This window comes from Phenylobacterium sp. GW821-FHT12F10 (genome assembly GCF_058806695.1).
On record NZ_JBXAPY010000004.1, the window covers coordinates 24,257 to 44,899 of the forward strand.

The 20,643-nt window shown below is 70.9% G+C and carries 14 protein-coding genes; 6 read left to right on the plus strand and 8 right to left on the minus strand.

The annotated features are described in order from the left end of the window. The first annotated feature begins 71 nt into the window (after nucleotides 1-71). Nucleotides 72-2,357, plus strand: a complete 2,286-nt coding sequence (locus AC1RN5_RS19380; RefSeq protein ID WP_421933560.1) for an NADP-dependent malic enzyme — start codon at nucleotides 72-74, stop codon at nucleotides 2,355-2,357. A 95-nt stretch (nucleotides 2,358-2,452) separates the two neighbouring features. Continuing rightward, entirely contained in the window at nucleotides 2,453-3,760 is a 1,308-nt protein-coding gene (locus tag AC1RN5_RS19385) for an Hsp70 family protein (protein ID WP_493043055.1), read from the plus strand. Here AC1RN5_RS19385 and AC1RN5_RS19390 read toward each other — a convergent pair. Next, the gene (locus AC1RN5_RS19390) at nucleotides 3,757-8,607 is read right to left on the minus strand and encodes an NAD-glutamate dehydrogenase (RefSeq protein WP_493043057.1); all 4,851 of its coding nucleotides are present in this window, start codon (nucleotides 8,605-8,607) and stop codon (nucleotides 3,757-3,759) included. The genes AC1RN5_RS19385 and AC1RN5_RS19390 overlap by 4 nt on opposite strands. A gap of 203 nt (nucleotides 8,608-8,810) precedes the next feature. Then, nucleotides 8,811-9,932, minus strand: a complete 1,122-nt coding sequence (locus AC1RN5_RS19395) for an AI-2E family transporter (protein WP_493043058.1) — start codon at nucleotides 9,930-9,932, stop codon at nucleotides 8,811-8,813. A 231-nt stretch (nucleotides 9,933-10,163) separates the two neighbouring features. On the opposite strand from AC1RN5_RS19395, the gene AC1RN5_RS19400 reads away from it, so the two are divergent. Next, nucleotides 10,164-11,657 carry a helicase HerA-like domain-containing protein gene (locus tag AC1RN5_RS19400; protein ID WP_493043060.1) on the plus strand — a complete coding sequence of 498 codons (1,494 nt, stop codon included), beginning with the start codon at nucleotides 10,164-10,166 and terminating at the stop codon, nucleotides 11,655-11,657. Then, nucleotides 11,654-12,847: an alanine racemase gene (locus AC1RN5_RS19405; RefSeq protein ID WP_493043062.1), complete on the plus strand. Its 1,194-nt coding sequence runs from the start codon at nucleotides 11,654-11,656 to the stop codon at nucleotides 12,845-12,847. The genes AC1RN5_RS19400 and AC1RN5_RS19405 overlap by 4 nt, the downstream gene beginning before the upstream one ends. A 3-nt stretch (nucleotides 12,848-12,850) precedes the next feature. Here AC1RN5_RS19405 and AC1RN5_RS19410 read toward each other — a convergent pair whose 3' ends face one another. The 3 genes from AC1RN5_RS19410 to AC1RN5_RS19420 form a co-directional block, all read right to left on the minus strand. Then, nucleotides 12,851-13,618: an SDR family NAD(P)-dependent oxidoreductase gene (locus tag AC1RN5_RS19410; protein WP_493043064.1), complete on the minus strand. Its 768-nt coding sequence runs from the start codon at nucleotides 13,616-13,618 to the stop codon at nucleotides 12,851-12,853. Between the two features lie 61 nt (nucleotides 13,619-13,679). Further along, a complete protein-coding gene (locus AC1RN5_RS19415; protein ID WP_493043065.1) occupies nucleotides 13,680-16,364 on the minus strand; it encodes a hybrid sensor histidine kinase/response regulator in 2,685 nt (894 codons plus the stop codon). Nucleotides 16,365-16,515: 151 nt separating this feature from the next. Then, the gene (locus AC1RN5_RS19420) at nucleotides 16,516-17,298 is read right to left on the minus strand and encodes an SDR family NAD(P)-dependent oxidoreductase (protein WP_493043067.1); all 783 of its coding nucleotides are present in this window, start codon (nucleotides 17,296-17,298) and stop codon (nucleotides 16,516-16,518) included. A gap of 60 nt (nucleotides 17,299-17,358) precedes the next feature. On the opposite strand from AC1RN5_RS19420, the gene AC1RN5_RS19425 reads away from it, so the two are divergent. Further along, nucleotides 17,359-17,778, plus strand: coding sequence for a YkvA family protein (locus AC1RN5_RS19425; protein WP_421933550.1), 420 nt, complete (start codon nucleotides 17,359-17,361; stop codon nucleotides 17,776-17,778). Between the two features lie 90 nt (nucleotides 17,779-17,868). Continuing rightward, nucleotides 17,869-18,063 (plus strand): hypothetical protein, encoded by a 195-nt coding sequence (locus AC1RN5_RS19430; RefSeq protein WP_493043071.1) that lies wholly within the window; start codon nucleotides 17,869-17,871, stop codon nucleotides 18,061-18,063. On the opposite strand, the gene AC1RN5_RS19435 is transcribed toward AC1RN5_RS19430, so the two are convergent. The 3 genes from AC1RN5_RS19435 to AC1RN5_RS19445 are packed head-to-tail and all read right to left on the minus strand — an operon-like array spanning nucleotide 18,060 to nucleotide 20,573. Continuing rightward, nucleotides 18,060-18,926 carry a DMT family transporter gene (locus AC1RN5_RS19435; RefSeq protein ID WP_493043638.1) on the minus strand — a complete coding sequence of 289 codons (867 nt, stop codon included), beginning with the start codon at nucleotides 18,924-18,926 and terminating at the stop codon, nucleotides 18,060-18,062. The genes AC1RN5_RS19430 and AC1RN5_RS19435 overlap by 4 nt on opposite strands. Nucleotides 18,927-18,975: 49 nt before the next feature. Further along, the gene (locus AC1RN5_RS19440) at nucleotides 18,976-19,710 is read right to left on the minus strand and encodes a 2OG-Fe(II) oxygenase (protein ID WP_493043073.1); all 735 of its coding nucleotides are present in this window, start codon (nucleotides 19,708-19,710) and stop codon (nucleotides 18,976-18,978) included. A 2-nt stretch (nucleotides 19,711-19,712) separates the two neighbouring features. Then, a complete protein-coding gene (locus AC1RN5_RS19445; RefSeq protein ID WP_493043075.1) occupies nucleotides 19,713-20,573 on the minus strand; it encodes an SDR family NAD(P)-dependent oxidoreductase in 861 nt (286 codons plus the stop codon). Nucleotides 20,574-20,643 lie beyond the last annotated feature (70 nt).

The window sequence follows — 20,643 nt, forward strand, 5'->3', positions numbered from 1 at the left end:
AGGGCGCCGGCCTCTGTAGGTTGGCGCCCTTCATTCAAAAGCCCCCAGCGCCGTAAGGACACGCTCCCCCTATGAGCGACGAAAAACGCACCTTCACCGATGAGGAAGCCCTGAGCTTCCACCGGGACCCGACCCCCGGGAAGATCGCCATCGTGCCCACCAAGCCGATGGCGACCCAGCGCGACCTCAGCCTGGCCTATTCGCCGGGCGTGGCGGTGCCGGTCCTGGCCATCGCCGAGAACCCGGAGCTGGCCTACGACTACACCTCGAAGGGCAACCTGGTGGCGGTGATCTCCAACGGGACGGCGATCCTGGGCCTGGGCAATCTGGGGGCGCTGGCCGCCAAGCCGGTGATGGAGGGCAAGAGCGTCCTCTTCAAGCGCTTCGCCGACGTCGATTCCATCGACATCGAGGTCTCGGCCACCGATCCGGATGAGATCATCACGGTGGTCAAGAACATCGGGGTGACCTTCGGCGGCATCAATCTCGAGGACATCAAGAGCCCCGAGTGCTTCCGCATCGAGACCGAGCTGCAGGAGCTGCTGGACATCCCGGTGTTCCACGACGACCAGCACGGCACGGCCATCATCTCGTGCGCGGGCCTGATCAACGCCTGCCACATCACCGGCCGCGAGCTGAAGGACGTCAAGGTGGTGCTCTGCGGGGCCGGGGCGGCGGGGATCGCCAGCCTGGACCTGATGAAGGCCATGGGGGTGCGCAGCGAGAACTGCATCGCCGTCGACAACACCGGGGTGATCTACCGCGGCCGCACCGCGGGCATGAACCAGTGGAAGTCGGCCCACGCCGTCGACACCGACGCCCGGACCCTGGCCGAGGCCCTGGTGGGCGCCGACGTCTTCCTGGGCCTGTCGGCCAAGGGGGTCCTGACCCAGGACATGATCATGAAGATGGCGCCCAATCCGCTGATCTTCGCCATGGCCAATCCCGATCCGGAGATCCTGCCCGAGGAGGTCCACGCGGTGCGGCCCGACGCCATCGTCGGCACGGGGCGCAGCGACTATCCCAACCAGGTCAACAACGTCCTGGGCTTCCCCTACATCTTCCGCGGCGCCTTGGACGTGCGCGCGCGGCGGGTGAACCTGGAGATGAAGATCGCCTGCGCCAACGCGCTCGCCCAGCTCGCCCGCGAGGACGTGCCCGACGAGGTGGCCGCGGCCTATCACGGCCAGCAGCTGAAGTTCGGCCCGCAGTACATCATCCCCTCGCCCTTCGATCCCCGGCTGATCTGGTACATCCCGCCCTTCGTCGCCCAGGCGGCGATGGATTCCGGGGTGGCCCGCAAGCCGATCGAGGACATGGACGCCTACCGGGCCTCCCTGGCCCAGCGCCTGGATCCCACCGCGGCCTTCCTGCAGAAGCTGCAGGGCACCGTGCAGGCCTCGCCCAAGAAGAAGATCGTCTTCGCCGAGGGCGAGGAGCCCAGCGTGATCCGCGCCGCCTACGCCTTCCAGAGCGCGGGCCTCGGCCAGGCGGTGCTGGTGGGCCGCGAGGAGCTGGTGCTGGAGAACATGGCCGTGGCCGGCCTCGATCCCAAGGACACCGGCCTGGAGATCATCAACGCCCGGCTGTCGCACCGGAATCCGGAATATGTCGACTATCTCTACAGCCGGCTGGCCCGCCAGGGCTTCCTGAAGCGCGATGTCCAGCGGCTGATCAACCAGGACCGCAACTCCTTCGCCGCCTCCATGGTGGCGCTCGGCCACGCCGACGGCATGGTCACCGGGGTCACCCGCTCCTACGACCAGGTGCTGGAGGAGGTGCTGCAGGTCATCGACCCGTCCCCCAACGGCCGGGTGATGGGCATGAGCGTGGTGCTGGCCAAGGGCCACACCCTGTTCATCGCCGACACCAATGTCACCGAGATGCCGGAGGCCGACGAACTGGTGGAGATCGCCCTGCAGGCGGCCCGCACCGTCAGCGTGCTGGGCTACACCCCGCGGGTGGCCTTCATGTCCTATTCCACCTTCGGCAATCCCATGGGCCAGCGCAGCGAGAAGGTGCGCGAGGCCGTGGCCATGCTCGACGAGATGGAGGTCGACTTCGAGTACGAGGGCGAGATGCCGCCGGAGCTGGCGCTGGATCCGGAGAAGCGGGTCAACTACCCGTTCATGCGGCTGACCGGCCCGGCCAATGTGCTGATCATGCCGGCCATCCACTCCGCCGCCATCTCCACCCAGCTGGTCCAGGCCGTGGGCGGGGCGACGGTGATCGGGCCCCTGCTGCTGGGCCTGTCGCGCTCGGTGCAGATCTGCCCGCTCTCGGCCTCGGTCAGCCGCATCCTGCAGATGGCCACGGTGGCGGCCTACGAGCAGGACCTGGCGGAGGCTCAGACCTGATGCGTCAGGCCGGCCTCACGATCTAAGCGGGTCGCGCGCCTTGGGTGGGGCGGCGATCCGTCGTCCCCCCACCTTGAGATTTCGGAGCGCGCGCCATGGCCGGGACGATCGGCATCGATTTCGGCACCACCAACACGGTGGTGGCCCTGGCCGGCGACGGCGGCCCCGCGACCCTGGTCAACTTCCCGGCGCCGGAGGGGGAGCTGTTCGCCTTTCGCTCGGCCCTCAGCTTCCACGCCCCGGCCGAACGGCCCAACGAGCGGACGGTGGAGGCCGGGCCCTGGGCCATCGAGGCCTATGTCGAGGACCCGCTGGAGACCCGCTTCATCCAGTCCTTCAAGAGCTTCGCGGCCTCGGAAAGCTTCACCGAGACCCAGATCCTGGGGAAGCGCTACCAGTTCGAGGATCTGCTCTCGGCCTTCCTGCTGAAGCTGCGCGACCATGCGGGACAGGGCCTGGCCGACCTGCCCGAGCGGGTGATCGTCGGGCGGCCGGTGACCTTCGCCGGCGGCGCGCCCAATCCGGAACTGGCCCTGCGCCGCTACGAGACGGCCTTCGCGCGGCTGGGGTTCAAGGAGATCCTCTACGCCTATGAGCCGGTGGGGGCGGCCTTCTTCTTCGCCCGCGAGCTGAAGGCCGACGCCACGGTGCTGGTGGGGGACTTCGGCGGCGGCACCAGCGACTTTTCCATCATCCGCTTCTCCCGCGAGGGCGGCGAGATCGCCTCGACGCCGCTCGGGCGGTCGGGGGTCGGGGTGGCCGGGGACGCCTTCGACTACCGGATCATCGACCACCTGGTCTCCCCGGAGCTGGGCAAGGGGACGAGCTACACCTCCTTCGGCAAGACCCTGCCGATCCCCAACCGCTACTATTCCACCTTCGCCCGCTGGGACCAGCTGGCCCTGATGCGGGCCAGCCGCGACATGCGCGAGATCCGCAAGCTGGTGCGCGAGGCCGTCGAGCCCGACAAGATCGCCCGGCTGGTGGAGACCCTGGACGAGAACTACGGCTACCTGCTGTATCGCTCGGTGAGCCGGCTGAAGGAGGCCCTGTCGCGGGAGACCGCGGCTGAGTTCAGCTTCGCCGCCGGCAGCATCGAGATCCGCCGCCATGTCGAGCGGGCGGAGTTCGAGGGCTGGATCGCGCCGGAGCTGGCCCTGATCGAGACCGCCGTCGACGAGGCCCTGGCCGAGTCCGGCCTGGCGCCGGGCCAGATCGACCGGGTGTTCCTCACCGGCGGCTCCTCCCTGGTGCCGGCGGTGCGGGCCATCTTCCACCGCCGCTTCGACCCATCGCGGATCGAGAGCGGCAGCGAGCTGGAGTCCATCGCCTCGGGCCTGGCCCTGATGGGCCGCGAGCGCGACCTGGACCGCTGGTGCCGAAGGGCGCAGCTTTCCGCCTAGCGCTTCTTCTCCACCGTGGCGCTGGCGGCCAGTTCGCGCAGGGCGGCGTTGGCGATGGTGAGCTTGGCGAAGGTCCAGCCGCCGCCGGCCGCCTCGATCTCGTCCACCGCCTTGCGGGCCGCCTGGGCCGCGTCATGGCGCAGGGCGGCCCAGGAGGCCACGGCCTTCTGGGCGGTCTCGGCGCTCTCGCCGGCCTGGGCGCTGGCGGCGAAGGCCATGATCGAGCGGGTCAGCACCGCCTGCTCGGCCAGCAGGTCCTCCAGCAGCCGCCGCACCGCGGTGCGCTCGAAGGCGTCCCCGGCGGTGAAGCCCCCCGCCGCCGCCCGCAGGCGGTCGAAGGCGAAGACCTCGCCGGTCTGGTGGTAGAGCCGGGCCACGCTCGGCAGGGTCCAGGAGGAGGCCTCGGCCAGGTCCACCAGATCCACCGCGGTGGTGAGGGGTTGCAGGTTGGCCACCTGGGTCGCCAGCGCCTCGGGCGCGCCGGCCTCCACCAGCTTGGCGATCTGGGCCGCGGTGCGATCCTGCTCGACGGCCGAGAGCACGCCGGGCCCCAGCTTGCGCAGGGTGGCGGTGCCGGGGCCGTAGCGCTGGATCAGGTCGGCCACGCCGGAGCCCTCGCGCCCGGCCCGGCGGGCCAGCCAGAAGGTCTCGCCGCGCAGGGTGTAGGCCAGGCGGCGGAACAGGGCCATCTGGCCGGCCGCCGGGGTCTGGCCCGGGATCTTGGGATCGAGGCCGGCGACGGCGTCCCAAAGGGCCGGCAGGTCCAGCACCGCCTTGGCCGCCTCATAGCCGGTGACGAAGGCGCGGGTGTCGCAGGAGGCCGCCGCCATCAGGCGTGAGGGGAAGCTCGGCCCGCAGCGGTTGACCACGTCGTTGGCCACCACGGTGGCGATGATCTCCCGGCGCAGGCGGTGGCGGCGCAGGGCGTCGTCGTACCGGCGCAGGGCCTTGGGGAAATAGCCCTCCAGCACCGCCTCGAAGTGCGGGTCGTCGGGCGCCGCCGAGGCGACGATGTCGTGGGACAGCTCCAGCTTGCCATAGGCCAGCAGCACCGCCTCTTCCGGCCGGGTCATGCCGCGCCCGGCCTCGGCGCGGGCCGCGATGACGCCTGGATCCGGCAGGCCCTCCACCGCGCGGTCCAACCGCCCGGCCTGCTCCAGCCGGGTCATGAACTGGGCGTGGGGCTCCAGCTCGCCGACGGCGTCCAGGTCCATCAGGGAGAGGGCCAGGGTCTGGTCGTAGTTGTGCGACAGGACGTGGGCGGCCACGTCGGAGGTCATCGACTTCAGCAGCTTGTCGCGCTTCGGCCGGGTGAGCACGCCGGTCCGCTCCAGGATGCCGGTGGCGATCTTGATATTGACCTCGTGGTCGGAGGAATCGACGCCGGCCGAGTTGTCGATGGCGTCGGTGTTGATCTTGCCGCCCTTCAGGGCGAACTCGATGCGGCCGGCCTGGGTGAGGCCCAGGTTCGCGCCCTCGCCCACCACCTTGACCCGCAGGTCGGCGCCGTTGACCCGCAGGGCGTCGTTGGTCTTGTCCCCCACGTCCAGGTGGCCCTCGGTCCGGGCCTTCACATAGGTGCCGATGCCGCCGAGATAGAGCAGCTCCGCCGGCGCCTTGAGGATGGCCGACAGCAGCTCGGCCGGGGTGGCCGACTCCGCGGTGATCTCCAGCATGGCCCGCACCTCGCGGGAGAGCGGGATGGACTTCAGGTTGCGCGGGAAGACCCCGCCGCCCTTGGAGATCAGCTTGCGGTCGTAGTCCTCCCAGGAGGAGCGGGGCAGGGCGAACATGCGCTCGCGCTCCGCATAGCTCCTGGCCGGGTCCGGATCAGGGTCGAGGAAGATGTGGCGGTGGTCGAAGGCCGCCAGCAGCCGGGTCTGGCGCGAGAGCAGCATGCCGTTGCCGAACACGTCGCCGGACATGTCGCCGACCCCGACCACGGTGAAGGGCTCGCTCTGGATGTCCTTGCCCAGCTCGCGGAAGTGGCGCTTCACCGCCTCCCAGGCGCCCCGCGCCGTGATGCCCATGACCTTGTGGTCGTAGCCGGCCGAGCCGCCGGAGGCGAAGGCGTCCCCCAGCCAGAAGCCGTAGGACTCGGCGACCCCGTTGGCGATGTCGGAGAAGGTGGCGGTGCCCTTGTCGGCGGCCACCACCAGATAGGGGTCGTCGGCGTCGTGGACCACGACGTTCTCGGGGTGAATGACCTTGCCGTCCGGGGTCAGGTTGTCGGTGATGTCCAGCAACCCTTGCAGGAAGGTGGTGTAGGCGCGGATGCCCTCGGCCCGCACGGCCTCGGCCGAGCCGCCCTTGGGGAGCTGCTTGGGATAGAAGCCGCCCTTGGAGCCCACCGGCACGATGACCGCGTTCTTGGTGTTCTGGGCCTTGGCCAGGGCCAGGACCTCGGTGCGGAAGTCGTCGCGCCGGTCGCTCCAGCGCAGGCCGCCCCGGGCCACGGGGCCGAAGCGCAGGTGAACGCCCTCCACATGGGTCGCCCAGACGAAGATCTCGCGGAAGGGCTTGGGCAGGGGCAGGTCGGCCAGCTCGCCCGAGGCCACCTTGAAGCTGATATAGGGCTTGGAATGGCCGTCGGGGCCGGGCTGGTAATAGTTGGTCCGCTTGATGGCCCCCACCAGCAGGGCCAGGCGCCGCAGCACCCGATCGTCGTCCAGGCTCTCGACGAGCTGCAGGGCCTCGACGATCTCGGCCATCACCGCGTCGGCCTGCACCTGGCGGGCGGCGAGGTCGGCGTTGATGGCCGGATGGAACTTGGTGCGGAACAGATCCAGGATCAGGCGCGCCACCCCGGGATGGTTGGAGAGCGCGGCCTCCTGCACCCTCTGGCTGGGGTCCAGGCCCGACTGCTGGCGGTGGCGGGCGAGCGCCCGGATCAGGGCCGCGTCGCGCCAGGTGATGGAGAGCTCCAGCACCAGGCGGTTGAAGCCGTCATTCTCGGTCCGGCCGCTCCAGATGGCGACGAAGGCGTATTCGAAGGCCAGCTTCACCTCGGCGAACACCAGGTGCTCGCCGCGCGGGTCCTCCAGCTCGAAGTCGTGGACCCAGACCGGGGCCGCGCCGACGCGGGTGACCGGGAAGCCGGTCTCCACCATGGCCTTCAGGCCCATGTTCTCCAGGATCGGCAGGACGTCGGCCAGGGGCGCCGGGGCGCCGGGGCGATAGAGCTTGAAGCGGAACTGGGTCTTGCCGTCGGTGGGGCGGCGATAGGCGCGCACCCGGACCGGCTCGTCGGCCTCCAGGCTGTCGATCACCGCCAGGTCGGCCAGGGCCTCGGCGGCGTCGTAGTTGTCCCGATAGCCGGCCGGGAAGGCGTGGGCGTAGCGGGTCAGGAGGTCGGCGACCTCGTCGGTGGGCCGGCCGCTGGCGCGGACGGCGGCGTCGAAGCGATCCTCCCAGGTGCGGCTGGCCTGGGTCACCTGGGCCTCGATGGCCCTCAGGTCGGGATCGAGGTGCTGGCCCGGGGTGAAGCCGATGATGAAGTGGACCCGTGCCAGGGGGGCGTCGGAGAAATAGGGGTAGTAGGCCGAGACCCGGCCGCCATAGGCCTTGGCCAGCAGGTCCCCGGCCGTGGTCCGCAGGTCGGAATCGTAGCGCTCGCGCGGCACGAACAGCAGGACCGAGGCGAAGCGGTCATAGGGATCGCGGCGCTCGAACAGGCGAACCCGGGGCCGGTCATAGAGGTGCAGGACCGCCAGGCAGGTGGCCAGCAGGTCGTCCTCGCTGGCCTGGAACAGCTCGTCGCGGGGGTGGTTCTCGACGATGTTTCGCAGGCGTTTTTCGTTGTGGCTGCCGGGCGTGGCGCCCGCCCGCTCCAGCAGGTTGGCCACCTTGGCCCGCAGCAGGGGCACGTCGCGGGCCGGCTCGTCATAGGCCTCGGAGGTGAACAGGCCCACGAAGCGGATCTCGCCGCAGGGCTTGCCGTCGGCGCCGTAGCGCTTGATGCCCACATAATCCATGTAGCCGCGGCGGTGGACCCGCGAGCGGACGTTTGACTTGGCCACCACCACCGGCGGATCGGCCAGGCGCGAGCGGATCTGGGCGGTGAGGACGGCGGGTTCCGACGAGCGGCGCAGGACGGTGCGCTCGGGATCGCGCAGCACGCCCAGGCCATCCTGCGGCTGGTAGAGGGGTTCCTCCGGCGCGTAGTCGCCGTTCTTCAGGCGCGGGTACTCGTAGACCCGGGCGCCGAGATAGACGAAGTGCTCGTCGCGCAGCCAGGACAGGAAGGCCACGTCCTCGTCGCGGACCTCGCTTCTGGGGGCCTCCCCCAGCTCCTCGATGGCCCGGCGCATCAGGGCCAGCATGGCGGGGAAGTCGTCCACCGCGGCGCGGACGTCGGCCAGGGCGGCCTTCAGACCGGCCATCAGGGCGGCCTCGCGGTCCTCGCCCACGGTCTCCAGCACCACCTGGATCATGGATTCCCGGCGCGGGGTCCCGGCGTCCGAGCGCAGGCCCTTGCGGTCGCGGGCCACGCCGACCACCGGGTGGAACATGGCGCGGACCGACAGGCCCTGCTCGGCCAGCTCGCCCATGACGCTGTCCACCAGGAAGGGGGCGTCGTCCTGCACGATCTCCAGGCGGTCGAGGCCGGCCTGGCCGTGGACCAGGCGCAGGGCCGGGCCCTTGCCCCGCCGGGTCTCGGCGAAGGCCCAGAAGTCGGCGAGCGCCGTGGCCAGGTCGGGGGCGGGCAGTTCGGGAAGCTCGTCGGGGGCGGCGTCGGCGGCGGCCTGCTCGATGAAGGCGCGGCTGGCCTCGCCGTCGGGAACCAGGGCCAGGAAGGCCTTGATCAGAGGGGCGGCGGACTTGGCGGGCTTGGGGCGGCGGGTCATGCGCCGGCTCCGGGCGCGAGAACGCCGCCGGAGGAGAGTGTCCGGCGGCGCCTGGTTCCGCCTAGGGGGGGTGGCGAAACACTCGGTCCTCGCGACGCCCGGGGGCTGAGAAAGCGGGCGTCGGGGTGTCGGGACTCGCCCGAGCCACACTCAGATAGGTATTGAACGGCCAAGTTGAAGACCCCGGGGTTGGGCCCTCGGCGTCACGCTTGCGTGACGCGGCGAGGACGTTTCGATTTCGGCGTTTCGTCGGGCGCGAGGCCGGCCTTCCGGTCCCGCAGCTTTTCGGGCTCCCCGTCGGCGGACAACAGGACAGCGACCCAGCGGGTTCCGTCGAACTGGGCCAGGATGACCATGGCCATCACCGTCAGCGGGGTGGAGAGGAACATGCCGGCCACCCCCCAGATCGCCCCCCAGAAGGCCAGGCTGAGCAGCACCACCAGGGGATCGATATTGAGGCTTTGCCCCTGCATGCGCGGCAGCACCACGTTGCCCACCACGAACTGGATGGACTGCAGCACCGCCAGCAGGACGATGGCCGGCCAGACCGGCTCGAACTGGATGAGCGCGAAGATCGGCGGCGCCAGGATGCCGATCGCCCCCCCGATGATCGGGATGTAGGAGGCGATGAAGATCAGGAAGGCCCAGAACACCGCGTTGTCGAGGCCGAGGACCGCCATCACCAGCCACGAGCCCACCGCGATCATCAGGCCGGTGACCGTCTGGACCCAGAGGTACTGCTCCACCCCGTCGCGGATGCGCTGGAAGGCCTCCAGGGCCTCGTGGCGCTTGGCGCGGTTGTTGGACAGCCCCACCATCTTGCGCTCGAAGGCGTGCCGCGAGGCGATGATGAAGCCCAGATAGATCAGGATGAAGATGGCGTTGGAGGCGAAGCCCTGGATGCCGCGGGCCGCGTCGCCGATGTACTTGCTGGGATCGAGCCGGCTCAGCAGCTGCTCGATGGTGGGCGCCACGTCGAGCCCGGCCACATTGGCCACCTGGGCGATCAGCTTGTTGAGCTTGGGCACATAGGTGACCAGCTGGGTGGCGAAGGTGGCGCCGTTGTCGGCGATCACGAACAGGGCCGTGCCGAACAGCAGGATGGAGACGATGATGGCCACCGGCATGGCGGCCCTGGAGGGCAGCCAGCGGAACCGGCGCTTCAGCACCCGGGCGAACCCGTCGATGACGATGGCCAGGAACATGGCCATGGCCGGCGGCGTCAGGATGTCGGCGAGCCAATAGATGGTCGCGCCGCTGGCGATCACGGCCAGGATGACGAGGCAGATGCGGGAGACGTTGGTGGTCGGTTCGGCGGTGGGCATGAAGCCGACTGTCCTCGGGGTCGCAGGCGTCGTCAATGAAGGTGACCTCTAGCCTGATTTTCCGGGGACGATGGTGCGTTCTTCGCGGCGTTTCCGCCGGTTCCGGCAAGGCTGAGCCCAATCCCGCCGGGTTTGGGAAACGTTTCTGCCGGTGACAATTGTTTACGCTTGCCCGTGGCGACGCAGACGCGCGGGCGATAGCTTGGCGCCCGGACTTTCAAGGAGCGTTCCATGGCCGACGACGGCGTGCTGATCGGGTTCTCCGGTCACCTCGAGACCCTGCGGCTCGACCGCGCCAGCCGCCATGGCCTGGTGGCCGGGGCGACGGGGACCGGCAAGACCGTGACCCTCCAGGTCCTGGCGCAGGGATTGTCGGACGCCGGCGTTCCCGTCTTCGCCGCCGACGTGAAGGGCGACCTCTGCGGGGTGGCCGCCCCCGGGACCCCCAACGAGAAGATGCAGGCCCGGGCCAAGGTGATGGACCTGGAGCTGCACCCGGCCGGGGCGCCGGTGGTGTTCTGGGACCTGTTCGGCGAGCAGGGCCATCCGATCCGCGCCACGGTCTCGGAGATGGGGCCGCTTCTGATCTCCCGCATGCTGGAGCTCAACGACGTGCAGGAGGGCGTCCTGTCGGTGGTGTTCCGCGCCGCCGACGCCGAGGGCCTGCTGCTGCTGGACCTGAAGGACCTGCAGGCCGCGCTCACCTACACCTCCGAGCACGCCAAGGAGCTGGGCGCCAAGTACGGCAATGTCTCGGCCGCCACCGTCGCCACCATCCAGCGCAAGCTGCTGACCCTGGAGGACCAGGGCGGCGCCCACCTGTTCGGCGAGCCGGCCCTGCAGCTTTCCGACCTGATGCGCACCGACGGGGCGGGGCGCGGCTATGTGAACATCCTGGCGGCCGACAAGCTGATCGCCAGCCCCCGGCTCTACGCCACCTTCCTGCTGTGGCTGATGAGCGAGCTGTTCGAGGAGCTTCCCGAGGTGGGGGATCCCGACAAGCCCAAGCTGGCCTTCTTCTTCGACGAGGCCCACCTGCTGTTCCGCGACGCCCCCAAGCCCCTGCTGGAGAAGGTCGAGCAGGTGGTGCGGCTGATCCGCTCCAAGGGGGTGGGGGTCTATTTCGTCACCCAGAACCCGGCCGACATTCCCGAGACGGTGCTGGGCCAGCTGGGCAACCGCATCCAGCACGCCCTGCGGGCCTACACCCCGGTCGAGCAGCGGGGGCTGAAGGCCGCCGCCGACAGCTTCCGCACCAATCCGGCCTTCGACACCGCCGAGGCGATCCAGGCGCTGGGGGTCGGCGAGGCCCTGGTCTCGGTGCTGGACGAGAAGGGGGCGCCCACCATGGTGCAGAAGACCCTGATCCGTCCGCCCAACTCCCGCCTGGGGCCCCTGACGCCCGCCGAGCGGACGGCGGTGATGGCCGAGAGTCCGGTGCGCGGGCTCTACGACCGGACCGAGGACCGGGAGTCGGCCTACGAAAAGCTGGCGGCCCGCACCGCCGCCGCCGTCGAGGCGGCCGCCGCCCCGCCGGTCCCGCCACGTCGCGCCGAGCCGGCCCCGTCGCCCTGGGGGGAGGAGCCCGCCCGCCGCCCGGCGGCGCGCGCCTCCAACCGCCAGTCCATGGGCGAGACCTTCGCCAAGCAACTCCTGCGCACGGTGGCCAGCACGGCCGGCCGCGAGATCATGCGCAGCCTGATGGGGACGGTGCGCCGCCGATGAGCTCCGAACGCCCCCTCGAAGCCATCGCCGCCGAGCTCGGCGCCCTGGCCGATCGCCCCTCCACCGCGCTCTCCCTGGCCCTGATCGGCCAGCCGGGGTCGCGCTGGCAGGTCCCCACCCCGGCCGCCGTGATCGACCTCGACGCCTTCGACCGCAACCTCGCGCGCATGGCCGCCCGGGCCAAGGCGGCGGGCCTGGCCCTGCGGCCCCACGCCAAGTCCCACAAGTGCGCGGCCCTGGCCCGTCGCCAGATCGCCGCCGGCGCCGTGGGGGTCTGCTGCGCCAAGCTGGCCGAGGCCGAGGCCCTGTCGGCGGCCGGAATCCGCGGCATCCTGATCACCTCGTCCCTCGCCGGCGAGCCCTCGGCGGCGCGGGCCGCCAAGCTGGCGGGGATCGACCCGGACTTCGCCATCACCGTCGACCATCCGGACGGCGCGGCCGAGATCGGCCAGGCGGCGCGGGCCGCCGGCGTCACCGTCCGCGTGGTGCTGGACGTGGACCTGGGCATGGGCCGCACGGGTGTCGCCGGCGTCGAGCAGGCCGTGGCGGTGGGGGCGGCGATCGCGGCCCAGGCGTCCCTGAAGCTGATCGGGGTGCAGGGCTATGGCGGCCACTGGCAGCACATGACCGGCGCCAATGAACGCGCCGCCGCCGTGGCCGACGGGATCGGCAGGCTGTCGGACGTGGCCTCCGCCCTGCGGGCCCAGGGCCATGAGATCGGGCTGGTCACCGGCGGCGGCACCGGCACCTTCTGCGCCGACGCGGCCCAGGGGGTGCTGAACGAGATCCAGGCCGGGTCCTACGCCTTCATGGACCGGGAGTACCGCGAGGCCCTGGGGGCCGACGAGGACGGCGCCTTCGAGACCAGCCTGACGGTCCAGGCCCGGGTGATCAGCGCCAACGCCGCGCGCTGGGTGACGGTGGATGCGGGGCTGAAGGCCTTCGCCACCGACGGCCCGGCGCCCGAGCCCCTGGGGGAGGCCTGGGCGGGGTCCAGCTACCATTTCTTCGGCGACGAGCACGGCATGGTGACGCGGCCCAAGCACCGCAGCGTCGAGCGCGGCGAGCGGGTGGAGTTCACCGCCCCCCACTGCGACCCCACCATCGACCGCTACGACCTGCTGCACCTGGTGCGGGGCGACGTCCTCGTCGACCTAGTGCGGGTCGAGGGGCGCGGCGCCTCGCAGTAGGGTTCAGCGGGCGGTGTAGCCGCCGTCGATCACCAGCTCCGAGCCGGTGACGAACTTGGCCTCGTCGGAGGCCAGATAGACCGCGCCCCAGGCGATGTCGTCGGGCTCGCCGATGTGGCCCAGGGGGTGCAGGGCGGCGGTGGCCTTGCGGCCCTCCTCCAGGTCGCCGGCGGCGCTGAGGTGGTGCTCCACCATCGGGGTCCAGATGAAGCCGGGATGGATGGAGTTCACCCGGATCCTGTCGGGGGCGTAGATCAGGGCGTCGGTCTTGCTCATCAGCCGCACGGCGCCCTTGGAGGCGTGGTAGGGCGGCACGTCGGGCCCGCCCACCAGTCCGTAGATCGAGGACAGGTTGATGATCGACCCGCCGCCCGCCGCCTTCAGGTGGGGGATGGCGTGCTTGGTGCAGAAGAAGACGCCCTTGACGTTGATGGCCTGGACGAAGTCCCACTCGGCCTCGGTGATCTCGTGGGTGGGCTTGTTGGCGCCCGAGACCCCGGCGTTGTTCACCAGGATGTCCAGGCGTCCGAAGTGGGCGGCGACCTCGTCGATCACCCGGCGGACCTCGGCCTCCTTGGCGACGTCGCAGCGCCAGAAGCGGGCGGGGAAGCCGCGGGCGGCGAGCTCGGCGGCGAGCGCCGTCCCCTCGGTCTCCAGCATGTCGAGCACCGCCACGGCGGCGCCCTCCTCGGCCATGCGGATGGCGGTGGCGCGCCCCAGGCCGAGCGCGGCCCCGGTGATCGCGGCGACCTTGCCTTTGAGCCTATCCATGAATCGTCCTCCTGAGAGGCGGCAGATTGCGCCCACCGGGACCCGCCGGCCTTGACCGGAGTCAATCGCCGCGGCTCACCCGCGCCAGGGCCTCGCGCACCGCGGCGCTGAGCTGTTCGGCGCGGAAGGGCTTGCGCACCACGGGCCAGGCGATCTCCGAGGCGCCGTCGAACTCGTCGCCGGCATAGCCGGTGGTGAGCACGATGGGCAGGTCGGGGTCGCGGGCCCGGGCGAGCTTGGCCAGGTCCACCCCGCTCATGCCGCCGGGCATGATGATGTCGGAGATCAGCAGATCGAAGGCCTCCCCCGACCGCAGGCGGGCCAGGGCCGAGGGGCCGTCGGGCTCGGCGGTCACCTGGCAGCCCAACTCGATCAGCAGGCCCTCGGTCACCGCCCGGACGGCGGCGTCGTCCTCCACCAGCAGGATCACCCGGCCCCGCGCCCAGCTGTCGTCGCCGGGCTCGGGGGGCGCCTCGACGGTGGGGATGGCGTCCACCGCCGGGACATAGAGGGTGACGGTGGTTCCGGCCCCCAGGCGGCTGTCGAGGGTGGCCGCGCCGCCGCACTGGGTGATGAAGCCGTAGACCTGGGCCAGGCCCAGACCCGTGCCCTTGCCCACCTCCTTGGTGGTGAAGAAGGGCTCGAAGGCCCGGGTGAGGACCTCGGGGCTCATGCCGCCGCCGGTGTCGGCGACGCTGACCGCCACATGGTCCCCGGCCTGGGCGCCGGGAACCTCGCCGTCGGCCAGGGTCACCCGGCGGGTGAGGATCTCGATGCCCCCGGCCCCGTCCACGGCGTCGGCCGCGTTGACCACCAGGTTCAGCAGGGCGGCCTCGAACTGGGCGGGGTCCAGGCGGGTGGCGCCCACCCCCGGCTCGCAGCGCACGGTCAGGTCGATGGCCTCGCCGACGGCGCGGCGGACCAGGGGCTCCACCTGCTCGATCAGGGCGCCGACGTCCACCACCTCCAGCTTCAGCTCCTGGCGGCGGGAGAAGGCCAGCAGCTGGCGGGTGAGACGCTCGCCGCGGCGCCCGGCCGCCAGGGCGGCCTCCGACAGGCGCTTGACCCGGGCGGTGTCGGCCGGGTTCTTCAGGATCATGTCCAGCCCGCCGATCACCACGGTCAGCAGGTTGTTGAAGTCGTGGGCCACCCCGCCGGTGAGCCGGCCGACGGTCTCCAGGCGGTGGGCCTGGGCCAGCGCCGCCTCGGCCCGGGCGCGTTCCTCCAGGCTGGCCTCCAGCTCGCGGGTGCGCTCGGCGACCCGCTCCTCCAGGTCGCGGCGGGCCTCGACGATCTCGGTGATGTCGGAGGCCGAGCCGAACCAGCGGCGGATGGAGCCGTCCTCCTCGCGGATCGCCGAGGCGCGGCCGTTGAACCAGCGCCAGACCCCGTCGTGCCGGCGGATGCGGTGCTCGACGTCGAAGGGCAGGCCGCCACGCACCGCCTGGGCCCAGGCGGCCGCCAGGTCGTCGCGGTCCTCGGGATGGATGGCCTGCAGCCAGCCGTCCCCCATGTGATCGGCGGCCGGGGCGCCGGTGAAGTCCACCCACTGGGGGCTGAGATAGTCGAAGGCGCCGTCGGGTCGGCTGGACCACAGCAGCTGGGGCAGGGAGTCCACCAGGGCCCGGACCCGGGCCTCGCCGCCGCGCAGGGCGCTCTCGGCGGCCTTGCGGTCGGTGATGTCGGAGCAGGAGCCGATATAGCCCAGGAAGGCGCCCTCGCGGTCGAAGCGGGGGGCGGCGGCCTCGTCGAGCCAGCGATAGACGCCGTCGTGGCGCCGGACCCGGTATTCCAGCCGCGCCGGCGAGCGGCGGGTGAAGTTCTCCTGGTAGATCTCCAGCACCCGGTCGCGGTCCTCGGGATGGACACCCTCCAGCCAGCCGCGGTCCAGCTCCTCGGCGAGGGTGCGGCCGGTGAAGGCCAGCCAGGAGGCGTTGAACCAGATCGCGCCCTGCTCGACCCCGCTCATCCAGATCAGCACGGGCGCGGCGTTGGCGATGTGCTCGAACTCGTCGCGGCTGCGGCGCGCCTCCGCCTCGGCCTTGCGCGCCGCCTGGTCGGCGAGGCGCTGGTCGGTGACGTCGTGGAAGCTGACCGCCAGGCTGTCGCCCAGGCGCATGGCGCTGGAGCGCATCCAGCGCTCGGCGCCGCCGATCACCCGGCGAACCTCGATGTCGTCGGGCCGGTCGGCGGCGAGCGCCGCGCCCAGGCGCTCGACCATGGCCGTCCCGGTGGCGTCCGGAAACACCTCCAGCACCCGGCGGCCCGTCAGCCCGCCCGCCCCCGCCGGGGCCATCCGCTCGGCGGCGGGATTGGCGTAGGTCCAGAGGAAGTCCACCACCTCGCCGTCCCGGCGCACCGGCGCCAGGATCACGAACCCGTCCAGGGCCTGTTCCTGGAAGATGCGGAAGCGCGCCTCCACCGCGGCGCCGCGCTGGATGGCCAGGCGCAGGGCCTTGGCGATGACGGCGGTGAGGGCGGCGGCGAAGACGAAGAGCAGGAGCTCGACGTGCTGCTCGCCCCAGGTCTCCCCGAGGGCGGCCTGCGGCAGCCACAGGGCCCAGACCAGGCCGGCGCTGAGCGCGGTGGCCAGCAGGCCGCCCCGCAAGCCCGCCACCAGGGTGGCGAACAGCACGGCGGGAAAGAAGGTCGAATAGTTGGGCGGGTGGACCATGAACAGGCCCGCCGCCCCCCGCGCCAGGGCCGCGACGGCCACCGCCGCCAGGGCTGCGGCATAGCCGAACACGGGGCGTTCGATCGCGACCGCGAAACGCTGCGCCCACCGTCCGATCATGACGCGACAAGCCCCCCACTCAGGGTTCCGGTCACACCGAACCCCTAATCGGAGGGAACGTAAAGCTGGGCCTTAGGTTCCCTCCGGACTCAGGTGGGGTCGATCAGCGCGGAGCCATGCGGATGGCGCCGTCGAGGCGCACGTCCTCGCCGTTGAAGTAGCCGTTGGTGATCATGGTGAGCGCCAGCTGGGCGTATTCCTCGGCGTTCCCCAGGCGCTTGGGGAAGGGCACGGAGGCGGCCAGCCCCTGCTTCACCGGCTCAGGCGCGAACTGCATGAGCGGGGTGTTGAAGATGCCGGGCAGGATGGTGTTGACCCGGATGCCGTCGCCGGCCAGGTCGCGGGCGATGGGCAGGGTCATGCCGACCACGCCGCCCTTGGAGGCCGAATAGGCCGCCTGGCCCATCTGGCCGTCCTCGGCCGCCACGGAGGCGGTGTTGACGATGGCGCCGCGCTCGCCGTCCTCCAGGGGCTCCAGGTCCAGCATGCCCTTGGCCGACTTGGCGATGCAGCGGAAGGTGCCAACCAGGTTGATCTGGATGATCAGGTTGAAGGCGTCGAGGGGGAAGTGCTTGGTCTCGCCGGTGGCCTTGTCGCGGCCGGCGGTCTTGATGGCGTTGCCGGTGCCGGCGCAGTTGACCAGGATGCGCTCCTGGCCGTGGGCGGCGCGGGCCTTTTCGAAGCCGGCGTCGACCTCTTCCTCAGAGGTCACGTTGACCTTGCAGAAGACGCCGCCGATTTCTTTTGCGACCGCTTCGCCCTTGGCTTCGTTCATGTCGAAGATGGCCACCTTGACGCCGTGGCTCGCCAGTTGGCGGGCCGTGGCTTCGCCGAGGCCCGAGGCGCCGCCGGTGACAACCGCGGCGATAGAGGAATTGAGTTTCATGGACGCGTCGCTCCCGGTTTCGATTAGACTAGGTCTTGTTTCCCCCGAGGCTTTAGCCCGATGAGCGGCAAGTCAAAAGCGTCACGCCACGTCAATGGCGACGGTTTCGATCCCAAGAGCGCCCTGAATCCCGACCACGCCCTGGTTCCGGCGGTGCAGCGGGTGAACGAACAGCGCGTGGCCCAGGGCTTCTGGCCAAAGTTCCGCAAGGTGGCCGCCAAGATCCCCTTCGCCGGCGACGCGCTGTCGGTCTGGTACTGCGCCCGCGATCCCGAAACGCCGCGGGCGGCCAAGGGGCTGATGATGGCGGCCCTGGCCTATTTCGTCCTGCCCACCGACGCCATCCCCGACATCCTGGGGGTGATCGGCTTCACCGACGACGCCGCCGTGTTCGCCGCCCTGATGGCCGTGGTGGGCAAGAACCTGAAGCCCAAGCACCGCGAGGCGGCCAAGGGGTTCCTGGACCGGATGGGCGGCTAGGCGGCGCGTCGTTCGCCCGCCACGAGAAATTTGACCTCCGTCAAGGCGCGCGGCCGACCCCCAAGCCGCAATGCGCGCCCGGGGGATTTCATGCTCAAGACCTACACAATCTATCTCCGCGACGGGCGGGAGCCGCCGCGTTTCGAACCGGCCCTTTGCCGCAACGATGTCGAGGCCCTGAGGCGGGCGCGCGAGCTGCTGGCGCTGCATCCCGAGTGCCAGGCGGTGGAGGTGTTCTTCGGCGACACCCGCCTGTTCCACGTCGAGGGGGAACCGAAGGCCTAGAGCGGCTCCAGCAGCGCCGCCGCCGCCCTGGCCTGGTTGGCCACGTGCTCGCGCCAGGTGATGAACAGGGTGGAGACCACCACCACCCCGGCGCCCACCACGGTCCACAGTCCCGGGACCTCGTGGAAGAGGGCGAAGCCCACCATCACGGTGAAGACCAGGCGGATATAGTCGATGGGGGCCATGGCGCCGGCGTCGCCGATGGACATGCCCTTGATGTAGCAGCCCTGGGTGATGGTCCCCAGCACCCCCATCAGGGCCAGCAGCAGCAGGTCGAAGGGTTCGGGCCAGCGCCAGGCCAGGAAGGCGCCGGGCAGGGCCAGCACCAGGCCCAGGCTCGCCGACCAGACCAGCAGCACCATGGGGGCGTGGTCGCGGGTCATCACCTTCATGCCGGTGATGGTGAGCGCGAACAGGAAGGACGAGGCCAGCATGGCCAGGGCCGGCAGGCCGATGGCGAAGGACCCGCCGACGCCCGGCCGCAGCATGATCAGCACGCCCAGGAACCCCACCACGGCGGCGCCGATGCGCAGGGGCCCCACCGGCTCGCGCACCACGAAGAAGGCCAGCGGGACCAGCCAGAGGGTGCGGGTGAAGGAGAGCGCGTTGGCGTCGGCCAGGGGCATCTTCTGGAAGGCGTAGAAGGAGAGGATCATCCCCACCGTGCCCGCCGCCGAGCGGAAGATCAGGATGCCGGGCCGGGTGGTGGCGAAGGCCGCGCCCCGATGCTTGAGGATCACCGGCAGCATGATCAGGAAGCCGAAGAACTGCCGGTAGAAGGTCTGCAGCGAGGCCGCGTAGTCGTCCCCCAGATACTTGATCAGGGTGGTCATGGCGGTGAAGCCCAGGGCCGAGGCCACCATCCACAGGGCGCCGTGCAGGTTGGGGGACAGGCCGGGCTTCGGCGCCGCCTCAGCGCTCACGGATCCACCCGGTGACGGAGAGCCGCTCGGCGCCCGCGAAGCTGGCCACCTGGGTGACCGCGTGCTGCTGGGGCACGCGGAAGATGTTCAGGGCGTTGAAGGTGGGGGTGTAGGCCTCGCTGACGTGGCCGTCGGCGTCGTGGAAGGCCAGCAGGCCGCCCCAGTCGGGCCGCCAGGCGGGCGTGAAGTTCAGCACGAAGGCGTAGAGCCGCTTCTTGCCGGCCACGTCGTCGTCGTGGGCGGTGAGGAAGTCGCCAGGCCGGTAGCGGGTGGCCTGGGCGTCGGCATAGGCGCAGCGCGGGTCGCCGGTCAGGGTGCGGATGAAGGCCAGGAAGGGCTCGCTGTTGATCAGGTCGTAAAGGCCCTCCAGGGGCGCCAGGGCCCCGCCGGTCCTCTGGCCCGCCTCCATCAGGTCCGACAGCCGCCAGGCGTCGAACTGGTACTGGAAGCCGGTCCGCCCGCCCTCCAGGATCGCCGCCTCCAGCTCCGCCCGGCGCTCGGGCGTCATGGCGGCCAGGGTCTCCAGCGCGATGTCGTAGCTCTTGCCCGCCGCTGTCAGCGACCGGTGGTAGGGGGCGGCTGTCAGGGCCGCATGGATGGCCAGGGCGTCCTTGGGCCGGAAGACACCGGGCAGGTGCAGGCGCCCGAAGCGGGCGAAGGCCGCGTGCAGCCGGGCGGGATCGAGGCCCGTCGCCAGCTGCGGAAGGGCGGCCTTGCCCGCCATGGTCAGGAGGTCGCGCCCGGGGCGGGCATCATCTCGCCGAACAGGGCGGCGAAGGGCGAGCCGGCCTCGGGGTCCCAGGAATGGCGGCCGCCGACGGTGATGCCGCCGTCCACCACGATGTGGGCGCCCGACACGAAGGCCGCGTCATCGGAGGCCAGATAGAGGGCGGCCCTGGCGATGTCGTCGGGCATGCCGGCCTTGGGCACCGGCTGGGCCTTGGCGGCGTTCTCGGCGACGCGGGCGGCCATCTGGTCGGCCACCTCGCGGGGCAGGCCGAGCGAGGCGCCGAAGATCGAGGTGGCGATCAGGCCCGGGCAGATGGCGTTGACCCGGATCTTCTGCGGCGAGAGCTGGGCGGCGGCCGCACGGCTCATATGGATGACGCTGGCCTTGGCGCTGGAATAGGCGATGGGGCCCCAGCCGGCCTGCAGGCCGGCGATGGAGGCGGTGTTGATGATCGAGCCGCCGCCGCGCTCCAGCATCAGGGGCAGGGCGTGCTTCATGCCGAGCGCGGGCCCGCGCACCAGGACGTCGAAGATCCAGCTCCAGCCGTCGGCGGTGATCTCGGCGATGGAGGTCATCCGGTCGGAGATGCCGGCGTTGTTGAACAGGATGTCGAGTCCGCCGAAGGCGCTCTTGGCCAGCTTCATGGCCGCCTCGATCTCGGCCTCGTTGGTGACGTCGCAGTGGGCGTAGACCACCTTGCCGGGGAACCGCTTCTCCAGCATGGCGCCCTTTTCGTCCTGGATGTCGGCGGCGACGACGCAGGCGCCCTCGGCCACGAACAGCTCCACCGTGCCCAGGCCGATGCCCGACGCGGCCCCGGTGATCACCGCGACCTTACCCTGAAGACGTCCCGCCATTTCGCTTCCCCGTTTCTTGTAACTGATCGGCGATCACTAGAACCGGACGCTCTCCCCAACAAGTGTCATC